The 23,452-nt window shown below is 68.9% G+C and carries 22 protein-coding genes; 9 read left to right on the top strand and 13 right to left on the bottom strand.

What is annotated here, in order from left to right:
• The 5 genes from AC3A6G_RS07535 (at nt 1) to AC3A6G_RS07515 (ending at nt 4,543) form a co-directional block, all read left to right on the top strand.
• Complete coding sequence (locus AC3A6G_RS07535; protein ID WP_487859648.1) at nt 1–324, top strand: YkgJ family cysteine cluster protein; 324 nt, start codon at nt 1–3, stop codon at nt 322–324.
• An 81-nt stretch (nt 325–405) separates the two neighbouring features.
• The gene (kynB, locus tag AC3A6G_RS07530) at nt 406–1,059 is read left to right on the top strand and encodes an arylformamidase (protein ID WP_487859647.1); all 654 of its coding nucleotides are present in this window, start codon (nt 406–408) and stop codon (nt 1,057–1,059) included.
• Nucleotides 1,060–1,073: 14 nt separating this feature from the next.
• Nucleotides 1,074–2,378 (top strand): kynureninase, encoded by a 1,305-nt coding sequence (kynU, locus tag AC3A6G_RS07525; RefSeq protein WP_487859646.1) that lies wholly within the window; start codon nt 1,074–1,076, stop codon nt 2,376–2,378.
• Nucleotides 2,375–3,235, top strand: a complete 861-nt coding sequence (gene kynA, locus AC3A6G_RS07520; RefSeq protein ID WP_487859645.1) for a tryptophan 2,3-dioxygenase — start codon at nt 2,375–2,377, stop codon at nt 3,233–3,235. The genes kynU and kynA overlap by 4 nt, the downstream gene beginning before the upstream one ends.
• 48 nt (nt 3,236–3,283) lie before the next feature.
• The gene (locus AC3A6G_RS07515) at nt 3,284–4,543 is read left to right on the top strand and encodes an SMI1/KNR4 family protein (RefSeq protein WP_487873449.1); all 1,260 of its coding nucleotides are present in this window, start codon (nt 3,284–3,286) and stop codon (nt 4,541–4,543) included.
• Between the two features lie 19 nt (nt 4,544–4,562).
• On the opposite strand, the gene AC3A6G_RS07510 is transcribed toward AC3A6G_RS07515, so the two are convergent.
• The 7 genes from AC3A6G_RS07510 to AC3A6G_RS07480 all read right to left on the bottom strand — a co-directional run bounded on the left by AC3A6G_RS07510 (nt 4,563) and on the right by AC3A6G_RS07480 (nt 12,086).
• The gene (locus tag AC3A6G_RS07510; RefSeq protein ID WP_487873448.1) at nt 4,563–5,747 is read right to left on the bottom strand and encodes an FAD-dependent monooxygenase; all 1,185 of its coding nucleotides are present in this window, start codon (nt 5,745–5,747) and stop codon (nt 4,563–4,565) included.
• 2 nt (nt 5,748–5,749) lie between these two features.
• Entirely contained in the window at nt 5,750–6,040 is a 291-nt protein-coding gene (locus AC3A6G_RS07505; RefSeq protein WP_487864173.1) for a DUF6587 family protein, read from the bottom strand.
• A gap of 28 nt (nt 6,041–6,068) precedes the next feature.
• Nucleotides 6,069–7,964: a ferrous iron transporter B gene (gene feoB / locus AC3A6G_RS07500; RefSeq protein WP_487873447.1), complete on the bottom strand. Its 1,896-nt coding sequence runs from the start codon at nt 7,962–7,964 to the stop codon at nt 6,069–6,071.
• Nucleotides 7,957–8,265 carry a FeoA family protein gene (locus AC3A6G_RS07495; protein ID WP_487864174.1) on the bottom strand — a complete coding sequence of 103 codons (309 nt, stop codon included), beginning with the start codon at nt 8,263–8,265 and terminating at the stop codon, nt 7,957–7,959. Before AC3A6G_RS07495 ends, feoB begins: the two co-directional genes overlap by 8 nt.
• Nucleotides 8,266–8,389: 124 nt before the next feature.
• Nucleotides 8,390–8,845, bottom strand: coding sequence for a metallophosphoesterase family protein (locus AC3A6G_RS07490; RefSeq protein WP_487873446.1), 456 nt, complete (start codon nt 8,843–8,845; stop codon nt 8,390–8,392).
• Nucleotides 8,846–8,847: 2 nt separating this feature from the next.
• Nucleotides 8,848–11,583: an aconitate hydratase AcnA gene (gene acnA / locus AC3A6G_RS07485; protein WP_487873445.1), complete on the bottom strand. Its 2,736-nt coding sequence runs from the start codon at nt 11,581–11,583 to the stop codon at nt 8,848–8,850.
• Between the two features lie 89 nt (nt 11,584–11,672).
• Nucleotides 11,673–12,086, bottom strand: a complete 414-nt coding sequence (locus tag AC3A6G_RS07480) for a hypothetical protein (protein WP_487873444.1) — start codon at nt 12,084–12,086, stop codon at nt 11,673–11,675.
• Between the two features lie 133 nt (nt 12,087–12,219).
• On the opposite strand from AC3A6G_RS07480, the gene AC3A6G_RS07475 reads away from it, so the two are divergent.
• A complete protein-coding gene (locus AC3A6G_RS07475) occupies nt 12,220–13,059 on the top strand; it encodes a helix-turn-helix domain-containing protein (protein ID WP_487864378.1) in 840 nt (279 codons plus the stop codon).
• On the opposite strand, the gene AC3A6G_RS07470 is transcribed toward AC3A6G_RS07475, so the two are convergent.
• The 6 genes from AC3A6G_RS07470 to AC3A6G_RS07445 all read right to left on the bottom strand — a co-directional run bounded on the left by AC3A6G_RS07470 (nt 12,971) and on the right by AC3A6G_RS07445 (nt 21,444).
• On the bottom strand, nt 12,971–15,223 hold the full coding sequence (locus AC3A6G_RS07470; protein ID WP_487864177.1) for an acyl-CoA dehydrogenase: 2,253 nt from the start codon (nt 15,221–15,223) through the stop codon (nt 12,971–12,973). The two genes, AC3A6G_RS07475 and AC3A6G_RS07470, sit on opposite strands and share 89 nt — an antisense overlap.
• 180 nt (nt 15,224–15,403) lie before the next feature.
• Nucleotides 15,404–17,998, bottom strand: coding sequence for a bifunctional aconitate hydratase 2/2-methylisocitrate dehydratase (locus AC3A6G_RS07465; protein WP_487859635.1), 2,595 nt, complete (start codon nt 17,996–17,998; stop codon nt 15,404–15,406).
• 80 nt (nt 17,999–18,078) lie between these two features.
• Entirely contained in the window at nt 18,079–18,642 is a 564-nt protein-coding gene (locus tag AC3A6G_RS07460) for a hypothetical protein (RefSeq protein ID WP_487864178.1), read from the bottom strand.
• A gap of 29 nt (nt 18,643–18,671) precedes the next feature.
• Nucleotides 18,672–19,673: an HpcH/HpaI aldolase/citrate lyase family protein gene (locus AC3A6G_RS07455; RefSeq protein ID WP_487873443.1), complete on the bottom strand. Its 1,002-nt coding sequence runs from the start codon at nt 19,671–19,673 to the stop codon at nt 18,672–18,674.
• Nucleotides 19,670–20,446, bottom strand: a complete 777-nt coding sequence (tam, locus tag AC3A6G_RS07450; RefSeq protein WP_487859632.1) for a trans-aconitate 2-methyltransferase — start codon at nt 20,444–20,446, stop codon at nt 19,670–19,672. The genes AC3A6G_RS07455 and tam overlap by 4 nt, the downstream gene beginning before the upstream one ends.
• Before the next feature lie 11 nt (nt 20,447–20,457).
• Nucleotides 20,458–21,444, bottom strand: a complete 987-nt coding sequence (locus AC3A6G_RS07445) for a malate dehydrogenase (protein ID WP_487873442.1) — start codon at nt 21,442–21,444, stop codon at nt 20,458–20,460.
• Nucleotides 21,445–21,628: 184 nt separating this feature from the next.
• Between AC3A6G_RS07445 and AC3A6G_RS07440 the strand changes: the two genes are divergently transcribed.
• From AC3A6G_RS07440 to sdhD, 3 genes are all read left to right on the top strand, one after another.
• The gene (locus AC3A6G_RS07440) at nt 21,629–22,387 is read left to right on the top strand and encodes a GntR family transcriptional regulator (RefSeq protein ID WP_487859631.1); all 759 of its coding nucleotides are present in this window, start codon (nt 21,629–21,631) and stop codon (nt 22,385–22,387) included.
• 235 nt (nt 22,388–22,622) lie between these two features.
• Nucleotides 22,623–23,069: a succinate dehydrogenase, cytochrome b556 subunit gene (gene sdhC / locus AC3A6G_RS07435; RefSeq protein WP_487873441.1), complete on the top strand. Its 447-nt coding sequence runs from the start codon at nt 22,623–22,625 to the stop codon at nt 23,067–23,069.
• Between the two features lie 15 nt (nt 23,070–23,084).
• Entirely contained in the window at nt 23,085–23,450 is a 366-nt protein-coding gene (gene sdhD / locus AC3A6G_RS07430; protein WP_487859629.1) for a succinate dehydrogenase, hydrophobic membrane anchor protein, read from the top strand.
• The last annotated feature ends 2 nt before the right edge of the window (nt 23,451–23,452 follow it).

The raw sequence follows: 23,452 nt of genomic DNA, 5'->3' as shown, positions 1-23,452 counted from the left end.
ATGAGCAGCCGCTATTCTTCCTGCCAGCAATGCGGCGCCTGCTGCGCCGCCTACCGCGTCGACTTCAGCGTGCACGAACTCGACACGCACGGCGGCGCGGTGCCGGCCGGACTCGCGGTGGACGTCAACGAGGCGATCGCCCGCATGCGCGGCACCGACCACGCTCGGCCGCGCTGCGCGGCGCTCACCGGCCGGATCGGCGAGGCGGTGGGCTGCGGCATCTACGAATGGCGTCCCAACCCCTGCCACGAGCTCGAGGCCGGCAGCGACGCCTGCGAACGTGCCCGCGCGCGCCACGGGTTGCCGGCGCTCGCGGCGTCCTGAAACCCGCGCCCATCAACTCCTCACCGCAGTTGTTGGAAATAACCGACACCACGACCGCGCGCGCGGCGCTACCTTCGCGCCATGCGCTCTCTGCAACCCCAACCCCGCGTCTGGGACATCTCGCCGCCGGTCCATGAAGGCACGCCGGTGTTCCCCGGCGACACGCCCTACCGGCAACGCTGGGCGGCCACCATCTCGCCGGGCTGCCCCGTCAACGTAAGCGAGATCACGCTCTCGCCGCACACCGGCGCGCATGCCGACGCACCGCTTCACTACGACGCCGAAGGCCTGCCCATCGGCCTGGTCGATCTCGCGCCCTTTCTCGGGCCCTGCCGCGTCATCCATGCCATTGCCAAGGGACCCTTGGTCGAATGGGCGCACATCGCGCACGCTGTCGACAGCCAGTTGCCGCCGCGCGTGCTGGTGCGCACCTATGCGGCCATGCCGGTGGACCGCTGGGACCCGCAGCTCGCGGCCTATGCGCCCGACACGGTCGAGCGCCTCGCGGCCATGGGCGTGAAGCTCATCGGCATCGACACGGCGAGCATCGACCCGGCCGACAGCAAGACGCTCGACAGCCACCAGCGCATCCGCCGGCTCGACATGCGCGTGCTCGAGAACCTCGTGCTCGACGCGGTGCCCGAAGGCGACTACGAACTCATCGCGCTGCCGCTGAAGCTGGCGAGTGCCGATGCATCTCCCGTTCGCGCGGTGCTGCGCGACCTTCCCCGCTGACATCCCTTCCCTCCATGACCACCCTCGAAGACTGCCGCGCGCTCGACGCGCAAGACCCGCTCGGCGCGTTGCGCGACCAATTCATCCTGCCCGAGGGCGTGATCTACCTCGACGGCAACTCGCTCGGCGTGCTGCCGAAGGCGGCTCCGTCACGCATTGCCGAAGTGGTGGCCGCCGAATGGGGCCAGGGCTTGATCCGCTCCTGGAACACGGCCAGCTGGTTCGACCTGCCGCAGCGCCTGGGCGACAAGGTGGCGCGGCTGATCGGTGCCGCACCCGGCGAGGTGGTGTGCACCGACAGCACCTCGGTCAATCTCTACAAGGTGCTGTTCGCCGCGCTCGCGCAGCAGAAGCAGCATGCCGGCCGCAGGCTCGTGGTCAGCGAGCGCAGCAACTTCCCGACCGACCTCTACATCGCCGAATCGCTGTGCCGCGAACGCGGCTTCACGCTCAAGCTCGTCGACGAGGGCGAGCTGCCCGCCGTGCTGACCGACGAAGTGGCCGTGCTGATGCTCACGCACGTCAACTACCGCACCGGTGCGATGCACGACATGAAGGCCGTCACCGCGGCCGCGCATGCGGTCGGCGCGCTGACCGTCTGGGACCTGGCCCACAGCGCGGGTGCGGTGCCGGTCGCGCTCAACGACAGTCAGGCCGACTACGCGATCGGCTGCGGCTACAAGTACCTGAACGGCGGCCCCGGTGCGCCGGCGTTCGTGTGGGTGCACACCCGGCACGCGGGCCAGTTCGAACAGCCGCTCGCGGGCTGGTGGGGCCATGCGGCGCCGTTCGAGTTCACGCCGCACTATCGGCCAGCGCCCGGCGTGGGCCGCTACCTCTGCGGCACGCAGCCGATCATTGCGCTCGCGGGGCTCGAATGCGGCATCGACACCGTGCTCGCGGCCGAAACCTTCGACAACGGCCGGGGCGGCATGGCGGCCCTGCGCGCCAAGTCGCTCGCACTGACCGACCTGTTCATCGCGCTGGTCGAGGCGCGCTGCGCGGGCCACGGGCTCTCGCTCGTCACACCGCGCGATCCGGCACGCCGCGGCTCGCAGGTCTGCCTGAGCCGCACGGACCCGCAAGACCCGCAGGGCGGCTCGGGTGCCTACGCGATCGTGCAGGCGCTGATCGCCCGCGGCGTGATCGGCGACTACCGCGCCGGCGACGCGCAGATGCCCGACATCCTGCGCTTCGGCTTCACGCCGCTCTACCTCGGCTTCGAGGATGTGTGGAATGCGGTGGAGCACCTGGTGCAGGTGCTCGAGACGGGCGAATGGCGGCGCGCCGAGTTCAACCAGAAGAATGCAGTGACATGAGCACCGGGAAGCCTTCGCCGAACCACCCCGAGCACATCGTGCGGGAAGAAGGCGCACAGCTCGACTTCAGCAAGTCGATGAGCTACGGCGACTACCTGCACCTCGACGAGATCCTCAACGCGCAGCATCCGCTGTCGCCCGCGCACGACGAGCTGCTGTTCATCGTGCAGCACCAGACCAGCGAGCTCTGGATGAAGCTCATGCTGCACGAACTGCGCGCGGCCACGGCCTGCATCGCCAGCGAGAAGCTGTCGGACGCCTTCAAGATGCTCGCGCGCGTGAGCCGGATCATGGAACAGCTCGTGAGCGCATGGACCGTGCTCTCGACCATGACGCCGCCCGAGTACACGGCCATGCGCCCCTACCTCGCGAACTCGAGCGGCTTCCAGAGCGCGCAGTACCGCTGCATCGAATTTGCGCTGGGCAACAAAAACGCGGCGATGCTCAAACCCCATGCGCACCGCCCTGATCTGCTGGCACAGGTCGAGGCCGCCTACCGCTCGCCCTCGCTCTACGACGAGTCGCTGCGCCTGCTGGCGCGCCACGGACTGCCAGTGCCCGCCGACAAGCTCGAGCGCGACTGGACGCAGCCGTACGATGCGAGCGACGGCGTCGAGGCCGCATGGCTCACGGTGTACCGCGATCCGCATGCGCATTGGGATCTCTACCAGCTCGGCGAGAAGCTCACCGACCTTGAAGATGCCTTCCGGCTCTGGCGCTTCCGCCACGTGACCACGGTCGAGCGCGTGATCGGCTTCAAGCGCGGCACCGGCGGCACGGGTGGCGTGAGCTACCTGCGCAAGATGCTGGACGTGGTTCTGTTCCCTGAAATCTGGAAGATCCGAACGGATCTCTAGGACGCGCCCCGACACGCTACATTGGCAGACACCTCACGGAGACCTGCCATGCACAAAGACGACGTCCAGTTTTCTCCCGACGAACTCGCCACGCTGCGCACACATGGCGTGGTGCTGTTCGCGGACCGCGTGATCTTCGAAGCCCGGCCGCCGATGCCCGAGGCGCGCATCGCCGAGGTCGAGGCCCTGTGCGCCGGGCCGGTTCCCGATGCGCTCGCCGCGCTCTGGCGCGAAACCGCGGGCGGCCGCCTCGACTACGACCTCTCGCTGCCGATGAAAGGCAACATCGAGGCCGTGAGCTGGTCGGAGCTGTTCTGGGACGGCAGCGACGGCTACCACGACCTGCAGGGCTGGATCGCGCACGAGCAGGAGATCGCCCAGGAAGCCGCCGACGACGAGGGCCGCACCTGGAGCGGCAAGCTCACGCACCTGCCGCTCGGCGGCTTCGAGTACCTCGACCGCGTGTATGCGGTGGTGGAACCCGGCGGCGAGCACGGCAGCATCGTCGCGTGGAAGCACGGCCTGCCGCCCGCCTGGACGCATGCGCTGCACGAGGACGGCGTCAGCACCATTGCGCCCGACCTGCGCGGCGCCTTCGCGGCGCTGCACCTCGACGAGGATCCGCTCGCACCCGCGGGCGACTACTTCTCGGGCCAGGCGCTACTCGAATACCTCGACGACCGGCACGAGGAACACGGCCTCGCGATCGACCTCGTCGACAAGCTCGTGGCCTTCTACCGCCGCGCGATGCGCGACTGGCGCACGCCGCTCGCCGACGGCACGCTGCGCCTCCAGCCGGCGACCGCACGCGCGGCATTGCGCCACGCCATCGGCACAGACGACGCCTCGCTGGTGGCCGAGCTCGCGGCCGCGGGCGTGAGCTTCCAGGGCCCACAGCAGGGCAGCGCACTGGCCACCGACGTGGCGATCGGCCACGGCGCGTTCGCAGCCGCCATGGCACTGGTGCGCGCCGGCGCACCGGTGGCGCGCGAGGCGCTGGCCAACATCGACGGCCAGATCTCGCCCGAACTCACGAGCGCCCTGCTCGCGAACGGTGCCGAGCCTAGCGTGGTCGCGATCGTGCAGTGCGCGGCCTGCGGCGCGCCCGCGAGCGCGCACCTGATCGCGGAGGCCTGCGCCAAGGCGGGCATCGACGTGCCGGCTGCGTTCGCCCTGGAACGCGACGCCATGCTGGGCGAACTCAAGGCCACGCTGCTCGAGGTGCGCGAGGACGCGCAGGGCCACTATCTCGGGCCCGAGGGCCTGGCCGAACGCATCGAACACCTGCAGGCATTCAGCCTCGATTGAGCGCGGCAGCCCGCCGGGATCAGCCCGCGTACAGCCAGGGCTGGTCGAGCAGCCGCGCGCCGAGCACCCGCATTGCCAGGTCGCGGCCGATGCGCGTGGCACCGGTCGCGTGGAAGACCTGGCCGTTGCGCCGCGCCCGCGCCTGCACCAGCGCATTGCGCTGCCACCGGGCCTCGGCATAGCGCGCGAAGGCGGACGGCACCTCGGCCGCGGAACCCTCGCCGAGCGCGTCGGCCAGCGCCACCGCATCCTCGATGGCCATGCCCGCGCCCTGCGCGAGGTACGGCACCATCGGATGCGCGGCGTCGCCGACCAGTGCCACGCGCTCGTGCGCCATCTCGGCGGCCGAGCGCAGGGGGGGCCGGTCACTCAGCGACCAGGCACGCCAGCCCGGCATCGCCTCGAGCAGGGCCTGCAGGCTGCGCCCGCTCGGCCCCGTGGCTTGCTGCAGCGCGGCCAGGCTGCTGGCCTGATCCCAGTCGTGCACGTTGCCGGTGGCTGCCGCTTCGGCGATCACCACCACGTTGAGCCAGTCGCCGCCGCGCACCGGATAGGCCACCGCATGCAGGCGGGGGCCGAGCCAGACGTCGATGCCGTCGCGGCGCAGCGCCTGCGGCAGGTCGGCCTGGGCGGCGAGCGCGCGCCAGGCCGTGTGGCCGGTGACACGCGGCGCCTCTGCGGCCGAGGGCGCGTCGAGTCGCTGCCGCGCGATGCTCCAGAGCCCGTCGGCGCCGACCAGCGCCTCGCCCTCCCAGGCCCTCGCACCGCTGCTCGAGATGCACACCAGGTCTTCGCCGGCCTCGACGTCGGCGATGCGCGCGTCGGTGACCAGCACGCCGCTGCCCGCGGCGCGCACCGCATCGAGCAGCAGCGCGTGCAGGTCGGCACGATGAACGCAGACGTAGGGTGCGCCATAGCGCCGGCGCATCGCCGGGCCCAGCGGCAGCCGCGCGAGTTCGGCGCCGCTGCCGGCGCTGCGCACCGCCAGCATGGTGGGGCGCGCAGCGATCGCGTCAAGGCCTTCGGCCAGGCCCAGGCCTGCGAGGCGACGTGTGACGTTGGGACCGAGCTGGATGCCGGCGCCGATCTCGCCGAAGGCCGCCGCCTGCTCGAAGACATCGACCCGGTGCCGGCCACGCGACAGTGCCAGCGCGGCGGCAAGCCCCCCGATGCCGCCGCCGGCGACGAGGATGTGCGCGGGCATCCTCAGCGGCTGGGATGCGTGTCGCGAAGTTCCTGGCCGGTTCTTTCAGCCTCGGCGCCCGGACGCACCTTGGGGCCGCAGCTGCCGCAACTGTCGCAGGAGCCGCAGCCCGAGGTCTTGGCCAGCGAGGCGGCCAGCGCATCGGCGCGCTCGCGGTCGACCCAGCCGGCCCGGTGCGTGCCGGCGGCGAACTTCTGCGCGGCGCTGCGGCGCCAGCCGGCGGGCATCCAGCGCCAGACCGCGTAGAACGCGGCGGCCGCGACGATCAATCCGACGATCAGTTGCTGTGTCATGTCCGTCCCTTGTTGCGAAGCCTGCTTTTTACCCCGCCCCCAAAGCCAGCGCCACCCGGTAGGTGATGAAGCAGGCCACGTAGGCGAGCGCGAACAGGTAGCCCGCCATGATCCAGACGTATTTCCATGCGCCGGTTTCGCGCTTGACCGCCGCGAGCGTCGAGATGCATTGCGGCGCGAACACGAACCAGACCAGGAGCGACAGCGCCGTCGCGAGCGACCAGGTGCCCGCGATCAGCGGCTGGAGCTGGCCCGCGACGTCGTCGCCCGTGGCCGACAGCGCATACACCGTGCCGAGCGCGCCCACCGCCACTTCGCGCGCCGCCATGCCCGGCACCAGCGCGATGGAGATCTGCCAGTTGAAGCCGATCGGCGCAAAGATGTGCTCGAGCCCGCGGCCGATGATGCCGGCCAGGCTGTACTGGATCGCCGGCCCCGTGGCGCCCTCGGGCGGCGACGGGAAGGTCGACAGGAACCACAGCAGGATGGTGAGCGTGAGGATGATGGTGCCCACGCGGCGCAGGAAGATCCAGGCGCGCTCATACAAGCCCAGCGCCAGGTTGCGCAGGTTGGGCCAGCGGTACGCCGGCAGTTCCATCAGCAACGGCGAGTGCTGCTTGTTGTCGCGGAAGCGCTTCATGACCCAGGCCACCGCCATCGCCGAGACGATGCCGAACACGTAGAGCGCGAACAGCACCACGCCCTGCAGGTTGAACACCCCGGCCACCGAGCGCTCGGGGATGAACGCCGCGATCAGCAGCGCATACACCGGCAGGCGCGCCGAACAGGTCATGAGCGGCGCGATCATGATCGTCGTGATGCGGTCGCGCCAGTTGCTGATGGTGCGCGTCGCCATCACGCCAGGAATAGCGCAGGCAAAGCTCGACAGCAGCGGAATGAACGAGCGGCCCGACAGCCCCACCGAACCCATCATGCGGTCGAGCAGGAACGCGGCGCGCGGCAGGTAGCCCGAGTCCTCGAGCGCGAGGATGAAAAGGAACAGGATCAGGATCTGCGGCAGGAAGACGATCACGCCGCCCACGCCAGCAATCACGCCGTCGACCAGCAGGCTTTGCAGCATGCCTTCGGGCATGTAGGTCTTGAGCAGCCCGCCGGCGCCGTCGGTGGCAGCGAGGATCGCGTCCATCGGCACGCTGGCCCAGCTGAACACGGCCTGGAACATCAGGAACATCGTGACCGCGAGCACCAGCATGCCCCACACCGGGTGCATCACCACGCGGTCGATGCGATCGCTCGTCACGAGGCTGGTCGCGGGCTCGGTGACCGCGAGCCCGAGGATGCGGCGCACCTCGCGCTGCGTGGCCAGCACGTCGTCGAGCCCCGGTGCCTGCCAGGCCTTGGGCGAAGCGGCGGGCACCGGCGCATCGAGCGCCGCGAGCAGGTCGTGGGCGCCACCCGACTGCACGCCGACGGTCTCGACCACCGGCACGCCGAGCTCGCGCGCGAGCACGGCGGTGTCGATCGCGATGCCCTGCTTGCGCGCCATGTCGGTCATGTTGAGCGCCACCACCATCGGCAGGCCGAGGCGCTTGGCCTCGAGCACCAGCCGCAGGTTGAGCCGCAGGTTGGTGGCGTCGGTCACGCACACCAGCAGGTCGGGCAGCGCCTCGGTGCTCTTGCCGGTGACGACGTCGCGCGTCACGGCCTCGTCCGCGCTCAGCGCGTTGAGGCTGTAGGCGCCGGGCAGGTCGAGCACGAAGACGCGGCGCCCCGACGGGGTGCGCAGCAGCCCTTCCTTGCGCTCGACGGTCACGCCCGCGTAGTTGGCGACCTTCTGGCGGCTGCCGGTCAGCAGGTTGAAGAGCGCGGTCTTGCCGCAGTTCGGGTTGCCGAGCAGCGCGACGCGCCCCGGCTGGGCGGTGGCCGCGAGGCGGCCCGGTCCCTGGATCACGGCCTCACCCATGGCGGGCTCCTTCCGGCGTGTCGGGTGCCACCCGGATCAGCGCGGCCTCGTGGCGGCGCAGGGCAAAGGTGGTGTGGCCAAGCCGGACCGCGAGCGGCTCGCGCCCTGCCATGCCGGTCGCAACGATGCGCACGGCCTCGCCCGGCACGAAGCCGATCTCGGTCAGGCGCAGCACCAGCTCGCGATCGTCCGCGCCGTCGGGGCGCGCCACGTCGAGCACGGTGGCCCATTGGTTGTCGGGAAGCTGGTCGAGCCGCAGGCCGGTGGGCGCCAGGGCGGCGCCGGAGTCAGAGGTTTGCACGGTGAGAAAGCACGCCGGAAACCGGCCACGCCAAGGAGCAAAACCCAGATGCTATCAATTCTCAATTGCAGTCGCAGAGAAAGTCCTTTGGCTGGCGTGCGGAATAGCGCCGCACAGCCCGCGTTCAGACCGCCAGTTCGACGATGCGCGCGCTGACGGAAGCGCCCTCGATGGCGAGTTCCGCTACCGAAACCGGCAGTTTGAAGCGCCGCGGCCCGGCGCTGCCGGGATTGACGTAGAGGATGCCGTCGCGCGTTTCGACCCTGGGTTTGTGCGAATGGCCCGAAACGACCACGCGCACCCCCGCAAGGTGGAGCGCGATCTGCGACAGGTCGTGGATCACATGGATGCGCACCTGCTCCACGCAGAGTTCCGCGGTCTCGGGAATTCCGTCGGCCCAGGCCTCGCGGTCGTTGTTGCCGCGCACCACGGTGAGTGGCGCGATGGCCGCGAGCGCCTCGAGGATCGCCGCGCTGCCGATGTCGCCGCCGTGCACGATGCGGTCGCAGCCCTGCAGCGCCGCCACGGCCTGCGGCCGCAGCAGGCCGTGGGTGTCGGAGATCAGGCCGACGCGGACCAAGCTCAGGCGGCCAGCAGTTGCCGCAGCACGAACGGCAGGATGCCGCCATGCTTGTAGTAGTCGACCTCGATCGGCGTGTCGATGCGCAGGCGCACCGTCACTTCCTGGTGGCTGCCGTCGGCGCGGTGCACGACGAGCTTCACGTCCATCTGCGGCTTGAGTTCGCCGCCGATCACCACGTCGATCTTCTCGTCGCCGTTGAGCCCCAGCGTCTGCCAGGAATCGGCACCGCGGAACTGCAGCGGCAGCACGCCCATGCCGACGAGGTTGGCGCGGTGGATGCGCTCGAAGCTGCGCGCCACCACGGCCTTGATGCCGAGCAGCTGCGTGCCCTTGGCGGCCCAGTCGCGCGACGAGCCGGTGCCGTACTCCTCGCCGCCGAACACGACCGTCGGCACGCCCTGGGCCATGTACTTCATGGCCGCGTCGTAGATGAACATCTTCTCGCCGCCGGGCTGGAACAGCGTGAGGCCGCCCTCTTCCTGCGTGCCGTTGACGTCCGGCGGGATCATGAGGTTCTTGATGCGCACGTTGGCAAAGGTGCCGCGCATCATCACGTCGTGGTTGCCGCGGCGCGAGCCGTAGCTGTTGAAGTCGGCCTTGGCCACGCCGTTGGCCTTGAGCCAGATCCCTGCGGGCGAGCTTTCCTTGATGGCGCCGGCGGGAGAGATGTGGTCGGTGGTGATCGAGTCGCCGAAGAGCGCCATGATGCGCGCGCCCTTGAAGCCCGCGTCCGACGCGTGCGGCTCCATCTTGAAGCCTTCGAAGAAGGGCGGCTCGGCGATGTAGGTCGAAGCGGGCCAGTCATAGACCTGGCCCGTGGTGCCCTTGATGCTGCTCCAGAACTTGCCTGGGTCGGTCTTGACCTTGTCGTAGTTGGCGCGGAACGACTTGGCGTTCATCGCATGGCGCAGGTTCTCGTCGATCTCCTTCGGCGTCGGCCAGATGTCGCCGAGATAGACGTCCTTGCCATTGTTGCCTTTGCCCACGGGTTCGGTCATCAGGTCGACCATCACGTTGCCCGCGATCGCGAACGCCACGACGAGCGGCGGCGAGGCGAGGAAGTTGGCCTTGAGGTTCGGATGGATGCGCGCCTCGAAGTTGCGGTTGCCCGAGAGCACGGCCGCACCGATGAGGTCGTTCTTGACGATGACGTCGTTGATCTCGGGCGTGAGGTCGCCGGCGTTGCCAATGCAGGTGGTGCAGCCGTAGCCCGCGAGATAGAAGCCGAGCTTCTCGAGGTACGGCAGCAGGCCGGCCTTCTCGAGGTATTCGGTCACGATGCGCGAACCCGGGGCCAGCGAGGTCTTGACGTGCGGCTTGACCGTGAGGCCCGCCTCCACCGCCTTCTTGGCCAGCAGCCCGGCCGCGAGCATCACGCTCGGGTTCGACGTGTTGGTGCACGAGGTGATGGCCGCGATCAGCACGTCGCCGTTGCCGATGGCGACGTCGCCGGCCGGCAGCGGATGGCGCTGCTTGAGCCGCTCGGGCGGCTGGTTGAAGCCGTTGGCATTGTTGGGCTTGCTGAAGAGCTCGGAGAACTTGGTCGACAGCTGGCCGAGGTCGATGCGGTCCTGCGGGCGCTTCGGTCCAGCGAGGCTCGGCGACACGGTGCCCAGGTCGAGCTTGACGATCTTGGTGTAGTCGATGTCGCCCGGCGCCGGCATGCCGAACAGGCCCTGGGCCTTGTAGTAGGCCTCGAAGCGTTCGACTTCCTCCTGGGTGCGGCCGGTGCCCTTGAAATAGGCCACGGTCATCTCGTCGACCGGGAAGAAGCCCATGGTGGCGCCGTATTCGGGCGCCATGTTGCCGATGGTGGCGCGGTCGGGCACCGCGATCGAGGCGGCACCGGGGCCGAAGAATTCGACGAACTTGCCCACCACCTTCTCGGCCCGCAGGATCGCGGTGACGTACAGCACCAGGTCGGTGGCCGTGACGCCTTCGCGCAGCTTGCCCGTGAGCTCGAAGCCCACGACGTCGGGCGTGAGCATGTAGACCGGCTGGCCCAGCATCGCGGCTTCGGCCTCGATGCCGCCGACGCCCCAGCCGACCACGCCGACGCCGTTGATCATGGTGGTGTGGCTGTCGGTGCCCACGAGCGAATCGGGGTAGTACACCGGCACCTCGGCGGTGTCGCCGGGGCTCTTGTAGACGCCGCGCGCGAAGTACTCGAGGTTGACCTGGTGCACGATGCCGAAGCCGGGCGGCACGACGCCGAAGGTGTCGAAGGCCTGCATGCCCCACTTCATGAACTGGTAGCGCTCGTTGTTGCGCTGGAACTCGAGCTTCATGTTGAGGTCGAGCGCCTTCGGCGTGCCGTAGTGGTCGACCATCACCGAGTGGTCGACCACCAGGTCGACGGGCACCAGCGGCTCGATGGTCTTGGGCGACTTGCCAAGCTTGGCGGCCACGCTGCGCATGGCGGCCAGGTCGGCGAGCAGCGGCACGCCGGTGAAGTCCTGCAGCACCACGCGCGTGACGACGAAGGGAATCTCGTCGGTCCGGTCCGAGTTCGGCGTCCACCGGGCCAGTTCCTCGACGTGCTTGGGCGACACCTTCTTGCCGTCGCAGTTGCGCAGCACCGACTCGAGCACGATGCGGATGGAAACCGGCAGGCGCTCGATCGACGGATACTGCTTTGCCAGCTCCTTCAGTGACCAGTATTTGCCGGCCTTGCCCGAGGCGGTCTTGAAGGTCTTGAGGGTAGAGGCAAAGGCATGCGCCGGTGCTTTGGCCATTGAGGAAACTCCTGTTCGTTCGGTCTGTTCGTGGAAGCACCTCAAAGATAGCAGGGAACGATGACCATGGGTCGCACCCAGGGTCTTTTTCAGGCGATCGCCATGCCGGCGCCGGCGCGCGTGCGGCGCAGGCCGGTCCACTGCAGCTCGGCCAGCACCACCACGCACAGCGCCTGCGCCAGCACCCAGGCCATGCCGAGCGCGGTGACGGCGAACATGCCGCTCATCAGCAACGCCACGCAGCCTGCGGCCCAGCCGAAGTTGCCGGCCACCACCAGCCCGATCAGCGTGCGCGGCGGGCTCTTGCGGCTGGCCATCCAGGCCGCGGCCGCCGCGTAGCCGAGCAGGAACACGCCCGTGGCCATGAGCAGCGGCGCCGGCAGGCCGGTCAGCCGCGCAAGCGTGTCGGTCAGCGCGACCTGGAGCGCACCGGTCGCGGCGCAGGAAGCGGCATCGGCCCACATCACGCGGGGCAGGAAACGGGGGGACGCAAAGACGGACATGACTTTCTCCTTCGGGTTGTACGGCAAGCCTGTCCTGCCGCGTTGGAGCCAATGATCCCGAAGCGCCCGCGCACGGTCGATAACCTCGCAGGTCATGGCGCGGCGCCGCGGCCGCGCCAGAATGCGCGGCATGATGAACACGCCCCGCCCCCCTTCGTCCGCCGTCGCCCAACCCGGCGCGCGCGATCCCTTCGGCGCCCATCTGCGGCACTGGCGAACGCGCCGCCGGCTCAGCCAGCTCGACCTGGCGCAGGAGGCCGAGGTCTCGACGCGGCACCTGAGCTACGTGGAAACCGGCCGCGCCGCGCCGAGCCGCGAGATGGTGCTGCGCCTGGCCGAGCGCCTGGACGTGCCGCTGCGCGAGCGCAATGCGCTGCTGGTGGCCGCCGGCTTCGCGCCGATGTACCGGCAGCGTTCGCTCGACGACCCTGCGATGGCCGCGGCGCGGCGCGCGGTGGACCTCGTGCTCAAGGGCCACGAGCCCTTTCCCGCGCTCGCGGTCGACCGGCACTGGAACCTCGTGGCCCACAACGCGCTGGTGCCGATGCTCATGGCCGGCGCGGCGCCCGAACTGGTGCGTGCGCCGATCAACGTGCTGCGGCTGAGCCTGCATCCCGATGGCCTGGCCCCGCGCATCGCCAACCTCGCCCAATGGCGCGCGCACCTGCTCGAGCGGCTGCAGCAGCAGATCGCCGCCACTGGCGACGCGGTGCTGCAGGCGCTGCACGACGAGCTCGAGGCCTACCCCATGCCGCAGGTCGGCCACGACGCACCGCCCGCGGCCGCAGAGTTGTCGAACGTGGTGGTGCCGTTTCAGCTCGCGACGCCGAACGGCATGCTGAGCTTCATCAGCACCACCACCATCTTCGGCACGCCGGTCGACGTCACCCTGCAGGAACTGGCGGTGGAATCGTTCTTTCCCGCGGATGCGCAGACGGCTGCGGCGCTGACGGCGCTGGCGGCGGCGGGCTGAGGTCCGGGCGCCCGGGACGCTGCGTGGCAATGCCTTCGAAGTCGTCGACCTGGATCACCTTGTCGGCGGCCTTCAGGTAGGCCAGCGCCAGCGCGGGATCGGGCGCAGAAGCCGCAGCTTCCTCGAGCGAGCCGGTGCGGCGCAGGTTCTTGTTGAGCGCCGCGGTCGCATCGCCCAGCTGTGCGGCGAGTTCCATCGCGTGCATCAGGTCGCGCAGGCCGCCCGGGCCGGGCGCGCTGAGGTCGGGCGCGAGCCGCGCGACCGTGCGCGGGTGGCTGCGCAGCAGCTCGGCCAGCGCCATCAACTGCACGTCGCGCAGCGGCGCCAGGTGTGCGGTCCGGCGCAGCACCAGCGCACCGATGAGGCGGCGCCCCGGCGTCGGCAGGTTGGCATAGAGATCGTGCAGGATCTCGCCGGCCGCATCGATCTGCAGGCGTATCGCCGCCTGCGCGAAGGGCAGCATCTCCGGCGCGGCATCGACGCGCCAGCGCCAGATGCAGGCGCTCGCGAGGTACAGGTGCGCCAGTACGTCGCCCAGGCGCGCCGAGAGCAGCTCCATGCGCTTGAGCTTGCCGCCCAGAAGACCCATTGCAAGGTCGGCCGTGAGCGCGTACTTGGCGCTCATGCGCGCGATCAGCCGCGCCTCGTGGGCCAGTGCCTCGGGCGGTTCACCGACCACCGGTGCGCCGAACAGGCTGTGCCACAGGTTGCGGGCCACATGCCTGCCATGGGCGATGAGCGCGCGGCCCAGCGCGGTTTCGTCGCGGGCCTGCACCGCCGCCATCTCGTCGAGCACATGCGGATGGCAACGCACCGCCCCCTGGCCGAACACGATCAGCGCGCGCGTCAGGATGTTGGCGCCCTCGACGGTGATCGCGATCGGCGCCTGACGGTAGGCCACGCCGAGCAGGTTCGACGGGCCCGCGATGATGCCCTTGCCGCCGAGGATGTCCATGCCGTGGTTCACGGCGCGCCGGCCTGCTTCGGTCAGCTGCACCTTGAGGATCGCGCTCGCCACGCTGGGCCGCTCGCCGTTGTCGAGCGCGGCCGCGGTGAAGCGCCGCGCCGCGTCGCTCGCATAGAGCTCGGCCGACATCTGCGCGATCAGCCCCGCCACCGCATGGAACTTGCCCACCGGCAGGCCGAACTGCTCGCGGATCTGGCCGTAGGCATTGCTCACGTAGAGCGCCGTCTGCTGCATGGCCGAGCCGAGCGCGGGCAGCGAGATCGCACGGCCCGCGGCCAGGCATTCCATCAGCATGCGCCAGCCCTGCCCCACCTGCTGCTCGCCGCCGATCACCCAGTCCATCGGCACGAACACCTGGCGGCCCCGGATCGGGCCGTTCATGAAGGCGCTGTCCATCGGACGGTGGCGTCGGCCGATCTCCATGCCCTCGTGCGGCACGGGAATCAACGCGCAGGTGATGCCGAGTTCGCGCTCGCCTTCGGGCCGGCTTTCGTCCACGGCATGGAAGGCCAGGCCCACGACCGTGGCCACGGGCGCGAGCGTGATGTAGCGCTTGTCGAAGTCGACCAGGAAGCCGCGCGTGCGGCGACCGCCGAAGTCGCGCTCGACCAGCACGCCGCGGTCCGGAATGGCGGCCGCATCGGAACCCGCGTAGGGCGAGGTCAGGCCGAAGCACGGCAGCTCGCGGCCGTCGGCCAGGCGCGGGAGGTAGTGCGCCTTCTGCGCCTCGGTGCCGTAGCGCAGCAGCAGTTCGGCGGGCCCCAGCGAGTTGGGCACCATCACGGTGACGGCCGTGGCGACATTGACGCTGGCGATGCGCGCGACCACCGTCGCATGCGCGTAGTGGCCGAAGCCGAGGCCGCCGAACTCCTCGGGAATGATCATGCCGAAGAAGCGCTTCTCACGAAGGAAGCGCCAGACCTCGGGCGGCAGGTCCTTCGCCTCGTCGATGGCATGGTCGTCGAGCATGCGGCAGAGATCCGCCACCTCGCGGTCGAGAAAGGCCTGCTCGCGATCGGTGAGGCGGTTCGGGCCCATCTGCGCGAGCGCGTCGAAGTCGGGCCGCCCTGCAAAAAGCCGGCCTTCGAACCCGACGGTGCCGGCCTCGAGCGCCGCACGCTCGGTGTCGCCGAGCGGCGGCAGCGCCTTGGCGAAGGGCTGCATGGCCCAGCGGCCGATCAGAGAAGCCAGAGGCATGGGGTGGTCTCCTTCTTGTTGCGCGGCAAGCCCCGCGCCTGCCCCATTTTGTGCACGACCACCCGCGGCGCGGGCCGGCCGAGGGCGCTCCCGGCTGTCGGAGACCGGCGCGGCACGGCGAACGGCGCCCATGAAAAAGCCCCGCAGTGCGGGGCTTGGTCGTCGAGGCCGAAGACAGGATCAGGACACGGCGGCCGCCACCTTGGCGTCCTCGGTCTTGTAGTCGTCGATCTTGTCGAAGTTCAGGTACTGGTAGATCTGCGCGCTCGAGGCATCGAGCACACCCACCTGTTCCATGTACTCCTCGCGCGTCGGAATGCGGCCGAGGCGCGAGCAGATGGCGGCGAGTTCGGCCGAACCCAGGTACACGTTGGTGTTCTTGCCCAGGCGGTTCGGGAAGTTGCGGGTGCTGGTCGACATCACCGTGGCGCCTTCGCGCACCTGCGCCTGGTTGCCCATGCACAGCGAGCAACCGGGCATCTCGGTGCGTGCGCCGGCATTGCCGAAGACGCCGTAGTGGCCTTCTTCGGTGAGCTGCTGCGCGTCCATCTTGGTCGGCGGCGCGATCCAGAGCTTGACCGGGATGTCGCGCTTGCCTTCGAGCAGCTTCGATGCCGCGCGGAAGTGGCCGATGTTGGTCATGCACGAGCCGATGAACACTTCGTCGATCACGGCGCCGGCCACGTCGCTGAGCGTCTTGACGTCGTCGGGGTCGTTCGGGCAGGCGACGATCGGTTCGTGGATCTCGGCCAGGTCGATCTCGATGACGGCGGCGTAGTCGGCGTCGGCATCGCCCTTGAGCAGCTGCGGGTCCTTGAGCCAGGCTTCCTGGGCCGCGATGCGGCGCTCGAGCGTGCGGGCGTCGGCATAGCCCTCCGCGATCATCCACTTCATCAGCGTGATGTTGCTGTTGATGTACTCGATGATCGGTTCCTTGTTCAGGTGCACCGTGCAGCCGGCGGCAGAGCGTTCGGCCGAGGCGTCGCTGAGTTCGAAGGCCTGCTCCACCTTCAGGTCGGGCAGGCCCTCGATCTCGAGGATGCGGCCCGAGAAGATGTTCTTCTTGCCTTGCTTGGCGACCGTGAGCAGCCCCGACTTGATGGCGTACAGCGGAATCGCGTTGACCAGATCGCGCAGCGTGACGCCAGGCTGCATCTGGCCCTTGAAGCGCACGAGCACCGATTCGGGCATGTCCAGCGGCATCACGCCGGTGGCGGCCGCGAAGGCCACGAGGCCGGAGCCGGCCGGGAAGCTGATGCCGATGGGGAAACGGGTGTGGCTGTCGCCGCCGGTGCCGACGGTGTCGGGCGTCAGCAGGCGGTTGAGCCAGCTGTGGATCACACCGTCGCCGGGACGCAGCGAAACGCCGCCGCGGTTGGCCATGAACTCCGGGAGTTCGTGGTGCATCTTGACGTCGACCTTCTTCGGGTACGCCGCCGTGTGGCAGAACGACTGCATCACGAGGTCGGCCGAGAAGCCCAGGCAGGCCAGGTCCTTGAGCTCGTCGCGCGTCATCGGGCCGGTGGTGTCCTGCGAGCCGACCGAGGTCATCTTGGGTTCGCAGTACGTACCCGGGCGAACGCCGGTGCCTTCGGGCAGGCCGCAGGCGCGGCCGACCATCTTCTGTGCGAGCGAGAAGCCCTTCTTGGTGTCGACCGGGCTTTGCGGCAGGCGGAACAGCGTGGAGACCGGCAGGCCCAGCGCCTCGCGCGCCTTGGTCGTGAGGCCGCGGCCGATGATCAGCGGAATGCGGCCGCCGGCGCGCACTTCGTCGAAGAGCACGTCGCTCTTGACGGTGAATTCGGCGATGACCTTGCCGTCCTTCAGCGCCTTGCCTTCGTAGGGACGCAGCTCGACCACGTCACCCATGTTCATCTGGCTCACGTCGAGCTCGATGGGCAGCGCGCCCGAGTCTTCCATGGTGTTATAGAAGATGGGGGCGATCTTGCCGCCGAGGCAGACGCCGCCGAAGCGCTTGTTGGGCACGAAGGGAATGTCTTCGCCGGTGAACCAGAGCACCGAATTGGTGGCGCTCTTGCGCGAAGAACCGGTGCCGACCACGTCGCCGGCATAGGCCACGAGGTGGCCGCGCGCGCGCAGGTCTTCGATGAACTTCACCGGGCCGCGCTTGCCGTCTTCTTCAGGGACGATGCCGGGGCGGGCGTTCTTGTGCATCGCCAGGGCGTGCATCGGAATGTCGGGACGCGTGGTGGCGTCGGGTGCGGGGGACAGGTCATCGGTGTTGATTTCACCGGCCACCTTGAAGATGCTGACCGTGATGCTCTGCGGTACTTCGGGGCGGCTGGTGAACCACTCGGCGTCGGCCCAGCTTTGCAGCACGGCCTTGGCATGAGCGTTGCCCTGGTCGGCCTTTTCCTTGACGTCATGGAACTGGTCGAACATCAGCAGGGTCTTCTTGAGGCCCTCGGCCGCGACGCTGCCGACCTCGGCATCGTCCAGCAGGTCGATCAGCGGGGAGATGTTGTAGCCGCCGAGCATGGTGCCGAGCAGTTCGGTGGCGCGGGCGCGCGTGATGAATTGGCTCTTCTCGGTGCCATGCGCCACCGCCGCGAGGTAGCTGGCCTTGACCTTGGCGGCATCGTCGACGCCGGCAGGCACGCGGTGGGTCAGCAGGTCGAGCAGGAAAGCGCCGTCCTCGGCGTTCGCGCCCTTGAGGAGCTCGATGGCTTCGGCGGTCTGCTTCGCACTCAGGGGAAGCGGTGGAATGCCGAGCGCGGCGCGTTCGGCAACATGGTCAACGTAGGCTTGCAACATCTTCTTTTCTCCGGAAACGGGGGCCGGGCGTGCGGTGCGGCCAGGCAGGCGCCGCGCCGCAGCCCGACAGGGCTCTCTTACTACTGCTTGGGCGCGTCGGAGCCTTCGAACAGGCTCTTCGGCGGGTTCTTCTTCATTTCTTCGGCAAAGGCCAGCTGCTCCGCCGTCTGGCATTCGTCGGCAATGCGCAGACCGGCCTTCTGGTTCATCAGCATCGACTTGTTGCCGAGCTGCAGCCACATGGCGCCGGCGCGCGGGTCTTCGAGGCGGATCGCGCCGGTGCGGCTTTCGACCGGGTGCATGCGGTACTTCAGGCCCTTGGTGGTCACGTTGAAGAAGCCGGGCTTCTTGTCGTCGGCGCTCACCGTCACGTCGGCGCCGAGTTCGCATTGCGCCCGGCCGGTGGACACGCGCTGGGCCACGGCCAGGTCGGCATCGGTCAGCACGACGTTGGCGTCGTCGGCAATGGGGGTGACTTCCTCGACCGCCTTCTTGGCGCTGCGGGCGACCTTCTTCTTGGGCGGGGTCTTCTTGGCCTTCGGCTTGGCCTCTGCCTTGGCCGCGGGCTTGGCGGGGGTGGTCTGGGCCACGGCCGCAAACGGCAGCGCCAGGGCCAGGGCAGCGATCAGAGCGATTTTCTTCATGGGTGTGTTCCTTGAGGCTGGAGCGGGTTTCAAGAGGCCGCGAGTGCAAACCAGGCCTGGGCTTCTGGCGGCAGCGCGCGCCCGGTGGCATGGGCGCGCGTCAGCACTTGCCAGAAATGGCGATAGCTCGCGCGGTCGTGCAATGTGCCATCAATTTGCGTCGGCGCCCAATCGGCGGCCGCCGCAGTTGTAATGATTCTTGTGGCAATCTGGATCTGCGCCTCGTCCGGGGCGAAGGCCTCGAGGATCGGTCGGATCTGGTTCGGATGGATGCTCCACATGCGCGTGTAGCCGAATTCGGCCGCCGCCCTGCGCGCCGCGGTGCGCATGGCGGCCATGTCGTTGAACTCGGTGACCACGCAGTGCGAAGGCACCTTGCCATGCGCATGGGCGGCCGAGGCGATGGCAAGCTTCGCGCGCACCACGAGCGGATGCGTGAACTGCCCGACGGCGCCCATGCCCTCGGCGGGAATCGCACCCGCATGGGCCGAGACGAAGTCCATCAGGCCGAAGCTCAGCGACTGCACGCGCGGATGCGCTGCGATGTCGAAGGCGTTGTGCACGGCCAGCGGCGATTCGATCAGCACGTGCAGCGGCAGGTCGGGGGCATCGGCCGCGTCGAGTGCTTCGACCGCCTGCACCACGTCGGCAACGGTCTCGACCTTCGGCACCATCAGGTGGCTGAGCCGCTGGCCCGCACCGCCCGCGATGGTGACGACGTCGCCGGCAAAGGCGGGGTGGTCCACCGGGTGCACCCGCACGCCGACCCGCAGGACCGGCCTGGCGGCCAGCGCGAGTTCGGTCACCAGTGCGGCATGGTCGGACTCGCCGCCCACGGGTGCGCCGTCCTCGCAGTCGAGCGTGACGTCGAACACGCAGGCGCCGAATTCGTCGGCCATCTCGGCCTGCAGCGCGAGGCTCTTGCGCATGCGCGCCTCGACGCCGCTGTAGTGGTCGCACACCGGCAGCGTGACGGCGCCGGCCTGGGCGCCGAGCAGCACTTCGGCAGGATGAACGGATTTCGTCGTCATGCTTTTTTCTGCGCCACGATGAACATGCGCGGGAACGCCAGCAGCCGCTTGCCGTCGGTCCGCGCCGGATAGGCCTGGTCGACGCGGCGCTCGTATTCAGCCAGGTAGCTGGCCTGCAGGTCGGCCGGCAGCCGGTCGACGAAGGGTTTCAGCCCGGTGCCGCGCACCCATTCGACGATGGCCGCGGCGCTGGCCATCGGGTGCTGATAGATGGTGTGCCACACATCGACCCGGGCCGCCTCGGGCGCGAGCAGGTCGTAGTAGCCGCCGAGCGGCAACAGCAGCGTGCGCAGGCGATCGGCGTCGCCGATGGGTTCGGCCCAGGGCGCCTCGGCCGCAACGGCGCGCATCAGGCGGTGCGTGGGCTCTTCACGGTTGTCGGGCATCTGGACGGCGAGCACGCCGCCCGGGGCCAGCGCAGCGAACAGGCGCGGGATCAGCTTTTCGTGGTCCGGCACCCACTGGAGGGCTGCGTTGGCATAGATGAGATCGGGCGCTTCATGCGGCGCCCAGGTCGCAATGTCGCTCAACTCGAAGCGCGCCTCGGGCAGGCGCTCGCGCGCACTGGCCAGCATGGCTTCGGAGTTGTCGGTGCCGACGACGCGTGCCGCCGGGAACCGCCGCGACAGCAGCTCGGTGGAATTGCCCGGCCCGCAGCCGAGATCGACGACACGTCGGGCCTCGGCCAGTGGCACCCGCGCCAGGAGTTCCTGTGCGGGGCGGGTGCGCTCGTCCTCGTAGCGACGGTAGAGCGCGGGGTTCCAGTCGAGCATGCGCGGGTTGCTTACAGCAGGTGGGCGACGCCGGCGCGCTCGCCTTCGAGCTCTTCGAGGGTCTTGTTGATCCGCTCCTGGCTGAAGGCGTCGATCTCGAGGCCTTCGACCAGCTTGTACTCGCCGTTCTCGCAGGTGACCGGGAAGCCGAACATCACGTCCTTCGGGATCCCGTACTGGCCGTCCGACGGAATGCCCATCGTGACCCACTTGCCATTGGTGCCCAGCGCCCAGTCGCGCATGTGGTCGATGGCGGCGTTGGCGGCCGAGGCGGCCGACGACAGGCCGCGCGCCTCGATGATGGCGGCGCCGCGCTTGCCGACGGTCGGCAGGAAGGTGTTGGCGTTCCATTCCTGGTCGTTGACCATCTTGGCGACGCTCTCGCCGTTGATGGTGGCGAAGCGGTAGTCGGCGTACATCGTGGGCGAGTGGTTGCCCCAGACGGTGAGCTTCTCGATGTCGGCCACGGCCTTGCCGGTCTTGGCGGCGATCTGGCTGGCAGCGCGGTTGTGGTCGAGGCGCAGCATGGCGGTGAAGTTCTTGCGCGGCAGGTCGGGCGCGCTCTTCATGGCGATGTAGGCATTGGTGTTGGCCGGGTTGCCGACCACCAGCACCTTGACGTTGCGGCTCGCCACGGCGTTCAGGGCCTTGCCCTGGGCGGTGAAGATGGCGCCGTTGACGGCGAGCAGCTCGGCGCGCTCCATGCCCGGGCCGCGCGGGCGCGAGCCCACGAGCAGCGCGTAGTCTGCGTCCTTGAAGGCGGTCATCGGGTCGCCGTGGGCTTCCATGCCGGCCAGCAGCGGGAAGGCGCAGTCGTCGAGCTCCATCATCACGCCCTTGAGCGCCTTCTGCGCTTTTTCATCGGGGATCTCGAGCAGCTGGAGGATGACCGGCTGGTCCTTGCCGAGCATTTCGCCCGACGCGATACGGAACAACAGGGCGTAACCGATTTGGCCGGCGGCACCGGTGACGGCAACGCGGACGGGCTTTTTGCTCATGGGAAGACTCCAGAAGATGGTGAAACGGTAGGGGCGGGCGCGTGGAGGCGCCAGGCTTCCTGCGGGGCGGGTGTTCGTCCGCGGCGCAGGCCGGCCCGCATTTTAAGCCGATTCGATTCGCCTCGTCTTATGTCTTATATAAGATATGCTCCACGGTTGCCGCCACGGCGCACCCACCGCTGCCATGAATGCCCCCTCCGTCCTCGAAGATTCCGCGACGCCGTCCTTCAGCCCGCTCTACCAGCAGATCAAGACGCTGATCCTGCAGAGCCTGCAGGCCGGCGAATGGAAGCCGGGCGAACCGATCCCGAGCGAGATGGACCTGGCGGTGCGCTACCGCGTGAGCCAGGGCACGGTGCGCAAGGCCATCGACGAGCTCGCGGCCGAGAACCTCGTGGTGCGGCGCCAGGGCAAGGGCACCTTCGTCGCCACGCATGCCGAGCAGCATGTGCAGTACCGCTTCCTCAAGCTCGTGCCGGACACCGGCAGCCCGGCTGCCGAAGGGCCCGCCGAGCGCACCATCGTCGACTGTCGGCGCCAGCGCGCCTCGGCCGACGTGGCGCGCGCGCTGGGGCTGCGCACGGGCGACGCGGTGCTGCAGGTGCGGCGCGTGCTCGCGTACGGGGGCGTGCCCACGATCCTCGAAGACCTCTGGCTGCCGGGCGCCCCGTTCAAAGGGCTGACGGCCGAGCGGCTGCGCGCCTGGCCGGGGCCGATGTACGCGATGTTCGAGACCGAGTTCGGCGTGCGCATGGTGCGGGCCGAGGAAAAGATCCGCGCCGTGCTGCCCGATGCCGAGCAGGCCGCCCTGCTCGACGTGGCGCCGCAGACGCCGCTGCTGAGCGTCGAGCGCCTGGCGCACACCTACCACGACACGCCGATGGAACTGCGGCGCGGGCTCTACCGCACCGACACGCACCACTACCGCAACCAGCTGGGTTGAGACGATGCCGGGCCCATTCCACATCGCATCCGGATCGGACCGCATTGCAGCGCCGGCGCGCCGGGTCCACCATGCGACCAAGTCGATAGCATCCGACTGCCGCGGTGCGACGACGCGGGCCCCTCCGCCGGACAATGGTGCATTGCAATAGAATTTTGCGTCGTTTGCATTCCGCAGAAGAAACAACAGCGTTCGCTCTCAGAACAAGCCAACAAGCCACGAAAGCCCTCCCCCCATGACAGAGCTTGCCACTCCCCCCCGGACACCGCGCCGCGAGTTCCGCAACATCAACGCCTTCACCGATCTCACGACCTACCGGCTGCCGCCGGCCGGCGTCGTGTCGATCCTGCACCGCATCAGCGGCGTGCTGATGTTCCTGCTGATGCCGTTCATCATCTGGATGTTCGACACCTCGCTGTCTTCGGACTATTCGTTCGCCAGGTTCAAGGCCGCCTTCAACAGCGGCATTGGTTTCGCTCCGGGCTGGTTCTTCAAGCTTGTCGCGCTCGCGCTGATCTGGGCCTACCTGCACCACTTCATCGCCGGCCTGCGCCATCTCTGGATGGACGTGAGCCACAAGGCGGTGACCAAGGAGTTTGGCCACAGCTCGGCCCTGGTCACGCTGGTCCTGAGCATCCTGCTCACCGTGGTGCTCGGCGCCAAGCTGTTCGGTCTGTACTGAGAAGGAGCCAGAACCATGTCTGTGAACTACGGCTCCAAGCGCATCGTCGTCGGCGCACATTACGGTCTTCGCGACTGGCTCAGCCAGCGCATCACGGGCGGCCTGATGGCGCTCTTCACGATCGTGCTGCTCGCGCAGTTGATCTTCTCGCGCGGCCCCATCGGCTACGACCTCTGGGCCGGCATCTTCGCCGCGCAGTGGATGAAGGTGCTGACCTTCTCCGTGATCGCCGCCCTGCTCTACCACGTGTGGGTGGGCATGCGCGACGTATGGATGGACTACATCCAGCCGGTCGGCATCCGCCTTGCCCTGCAAATTTTCACCATCGTCTGGCTTGTCGGTTGCGCGGGTTGGGCCATTCAAGTGCTTTGGAAAATCTGACG

The organism is Variovorax sp. Soil_C_26 (genome assembly GCF_057657075.1).
Note: the sequence above shows the minus strand (reverse complement) of the source record. Positions and strands in the feature narration are given on the sequence as shown.

Bases quoted from the DNA above. Each gene is read 5' to 3' on its own strand.
- AC3A6G_RS07535 (WP_487859648.1), top strand. From the start codon at position 1: ATGAGCAGCCGCTATTCTTCCTGCCAGCAATGCGGCGCCTGCTGCGCC.
- AC3A6G_RS07515 (WP_487873449.1), top strand. From the start codon at position 3,284: ATGCACAAAGACGACGTCCAGTTTTCTCCCGACGAACTCGCCACGCTG.
- acnA (WP_487873445.1), bottom strand. From the start codon at position 11,583: ATGGCCAAAGCACCGGCGCATGCCTTTGCCTCTACCCTCAAGACCTTC.
- sdhC (WP_487873441.1), top strand. From the start codon at position 22,623: ATGACAGAGCTTGCCACTCCCCCCCGGACACCGCGCCGCGAGTTCCGC.
- AC3A6G_RS07470 (WP_487864177.1), bottom strand. From the start codon at position 15,223: ATGCCTCTGGCTTCTCTGATCGGCCGCTGGGCCATGCAGCCCTTCGCC.
- AC3A6G_RS07510 (WP_487873448.1), bottom strand. From the start codon at position 5,747: ATGCCCGCGCACATCCTCGTCGCCGGCGGCGGCATCGGGGGGCTTGCC.
- AC3A6G_RS07475 (WP_487864378.1), top strand. From the start codon at position 12,220: ATGAACACGCCCCGCCCCCCTTCGTCCGCCGTCGCCCAACCCGGCGCG.
- kynU (WP_487859646.1), top strand. From the start codon at position 1,074: ATGACCACCCTCGAAGACTGCCGCGCGCTCGACGCGCAAGACCCGCTC.
- sdhD (WP_487859629.1), top strand. From the start codon at position 23,085: ATGTCTGTGAACTACGGCTCCAAGCGCATCGTCGTCGGCGCACATTAC.
- kynB (WP_487859647.1), top strand. From the start codon at position 406: ATGCGCTCTCTGCAACCCCAACCCCGCGTCTGGGACATCTCGCCGCCG.
- tam (WP_487859632.1), bottom strand. From the start codon at position 20,446: ATGCTCGACTGGAACCCCGCGCTCTACCGTCGCTACGAGGACGAGCGC.
- AC3A6G_RS07440 (WP_487859631.1), top strand. From the start codon at position 21,629: ATGAATGCCCCCTCCGTCCTCGAAGATTCCGCGACGCCGTCCTTCAGC.
- feoB (WP_487873447.1), bottom strand. From the start codon at position 7,964: ATGGGTGAGGCCGTGATCCAGGGACCGGGCCGCCTCGCGGCCACCGCC.
- AC3A6G_RS07505 (WP_487864173.1), bottom strand. From the start codon at position 6,040: ATGACACAGCAACTGATCGTCGGATTGATCGTCGCGGCCGCCGCGTTC.
- AC3A6G_RS07465 (WP_487859635.1), bottom strand. From the start codon at position 17,998: ATGTTGCAAGCCTACGTTGACCATGTTGCCGAACGCGCCGCGCTCGGC.
- AC3A6G_RS07445 (WP_487873442.1), bottom strand. From the start codon at position 21,444: ATGAGCAAAAAGCCCGTCCGCGTTGCCGTCACCGGTGCCGCCGGCCAA.
- AC3A6G_RS07460 (WP_487864178.1), bottom strand. From the start codon at position 18,642: ATGAAGAAAATCGCTCTGATCGCTGCCCTGGCCCTGGCGCTGCCGTTT.
- AC3A6G_RS07480 (WP_487873444.1), bottom strand. From the start codon at position 12,086: ATGTCCGTCTTTGCGTCCCCCCGTTTCCTGCCCCGCGTGATGTGGGCC.
- kynA (WP_487859645.1), top strand. From the start codon at position 2,375: ATGAGCACCGGGAAGCCTTCGCCGAACCACCCCGAGCACATCGTGCGG.
- AC3A6G_RS07455 (WP_487873443.1), bottom strand. From the start codon at position 19,673: ATGACGACGAAATCCGTTCATCCTGCCGAAGTGCTGCTCGGCGCCCAG.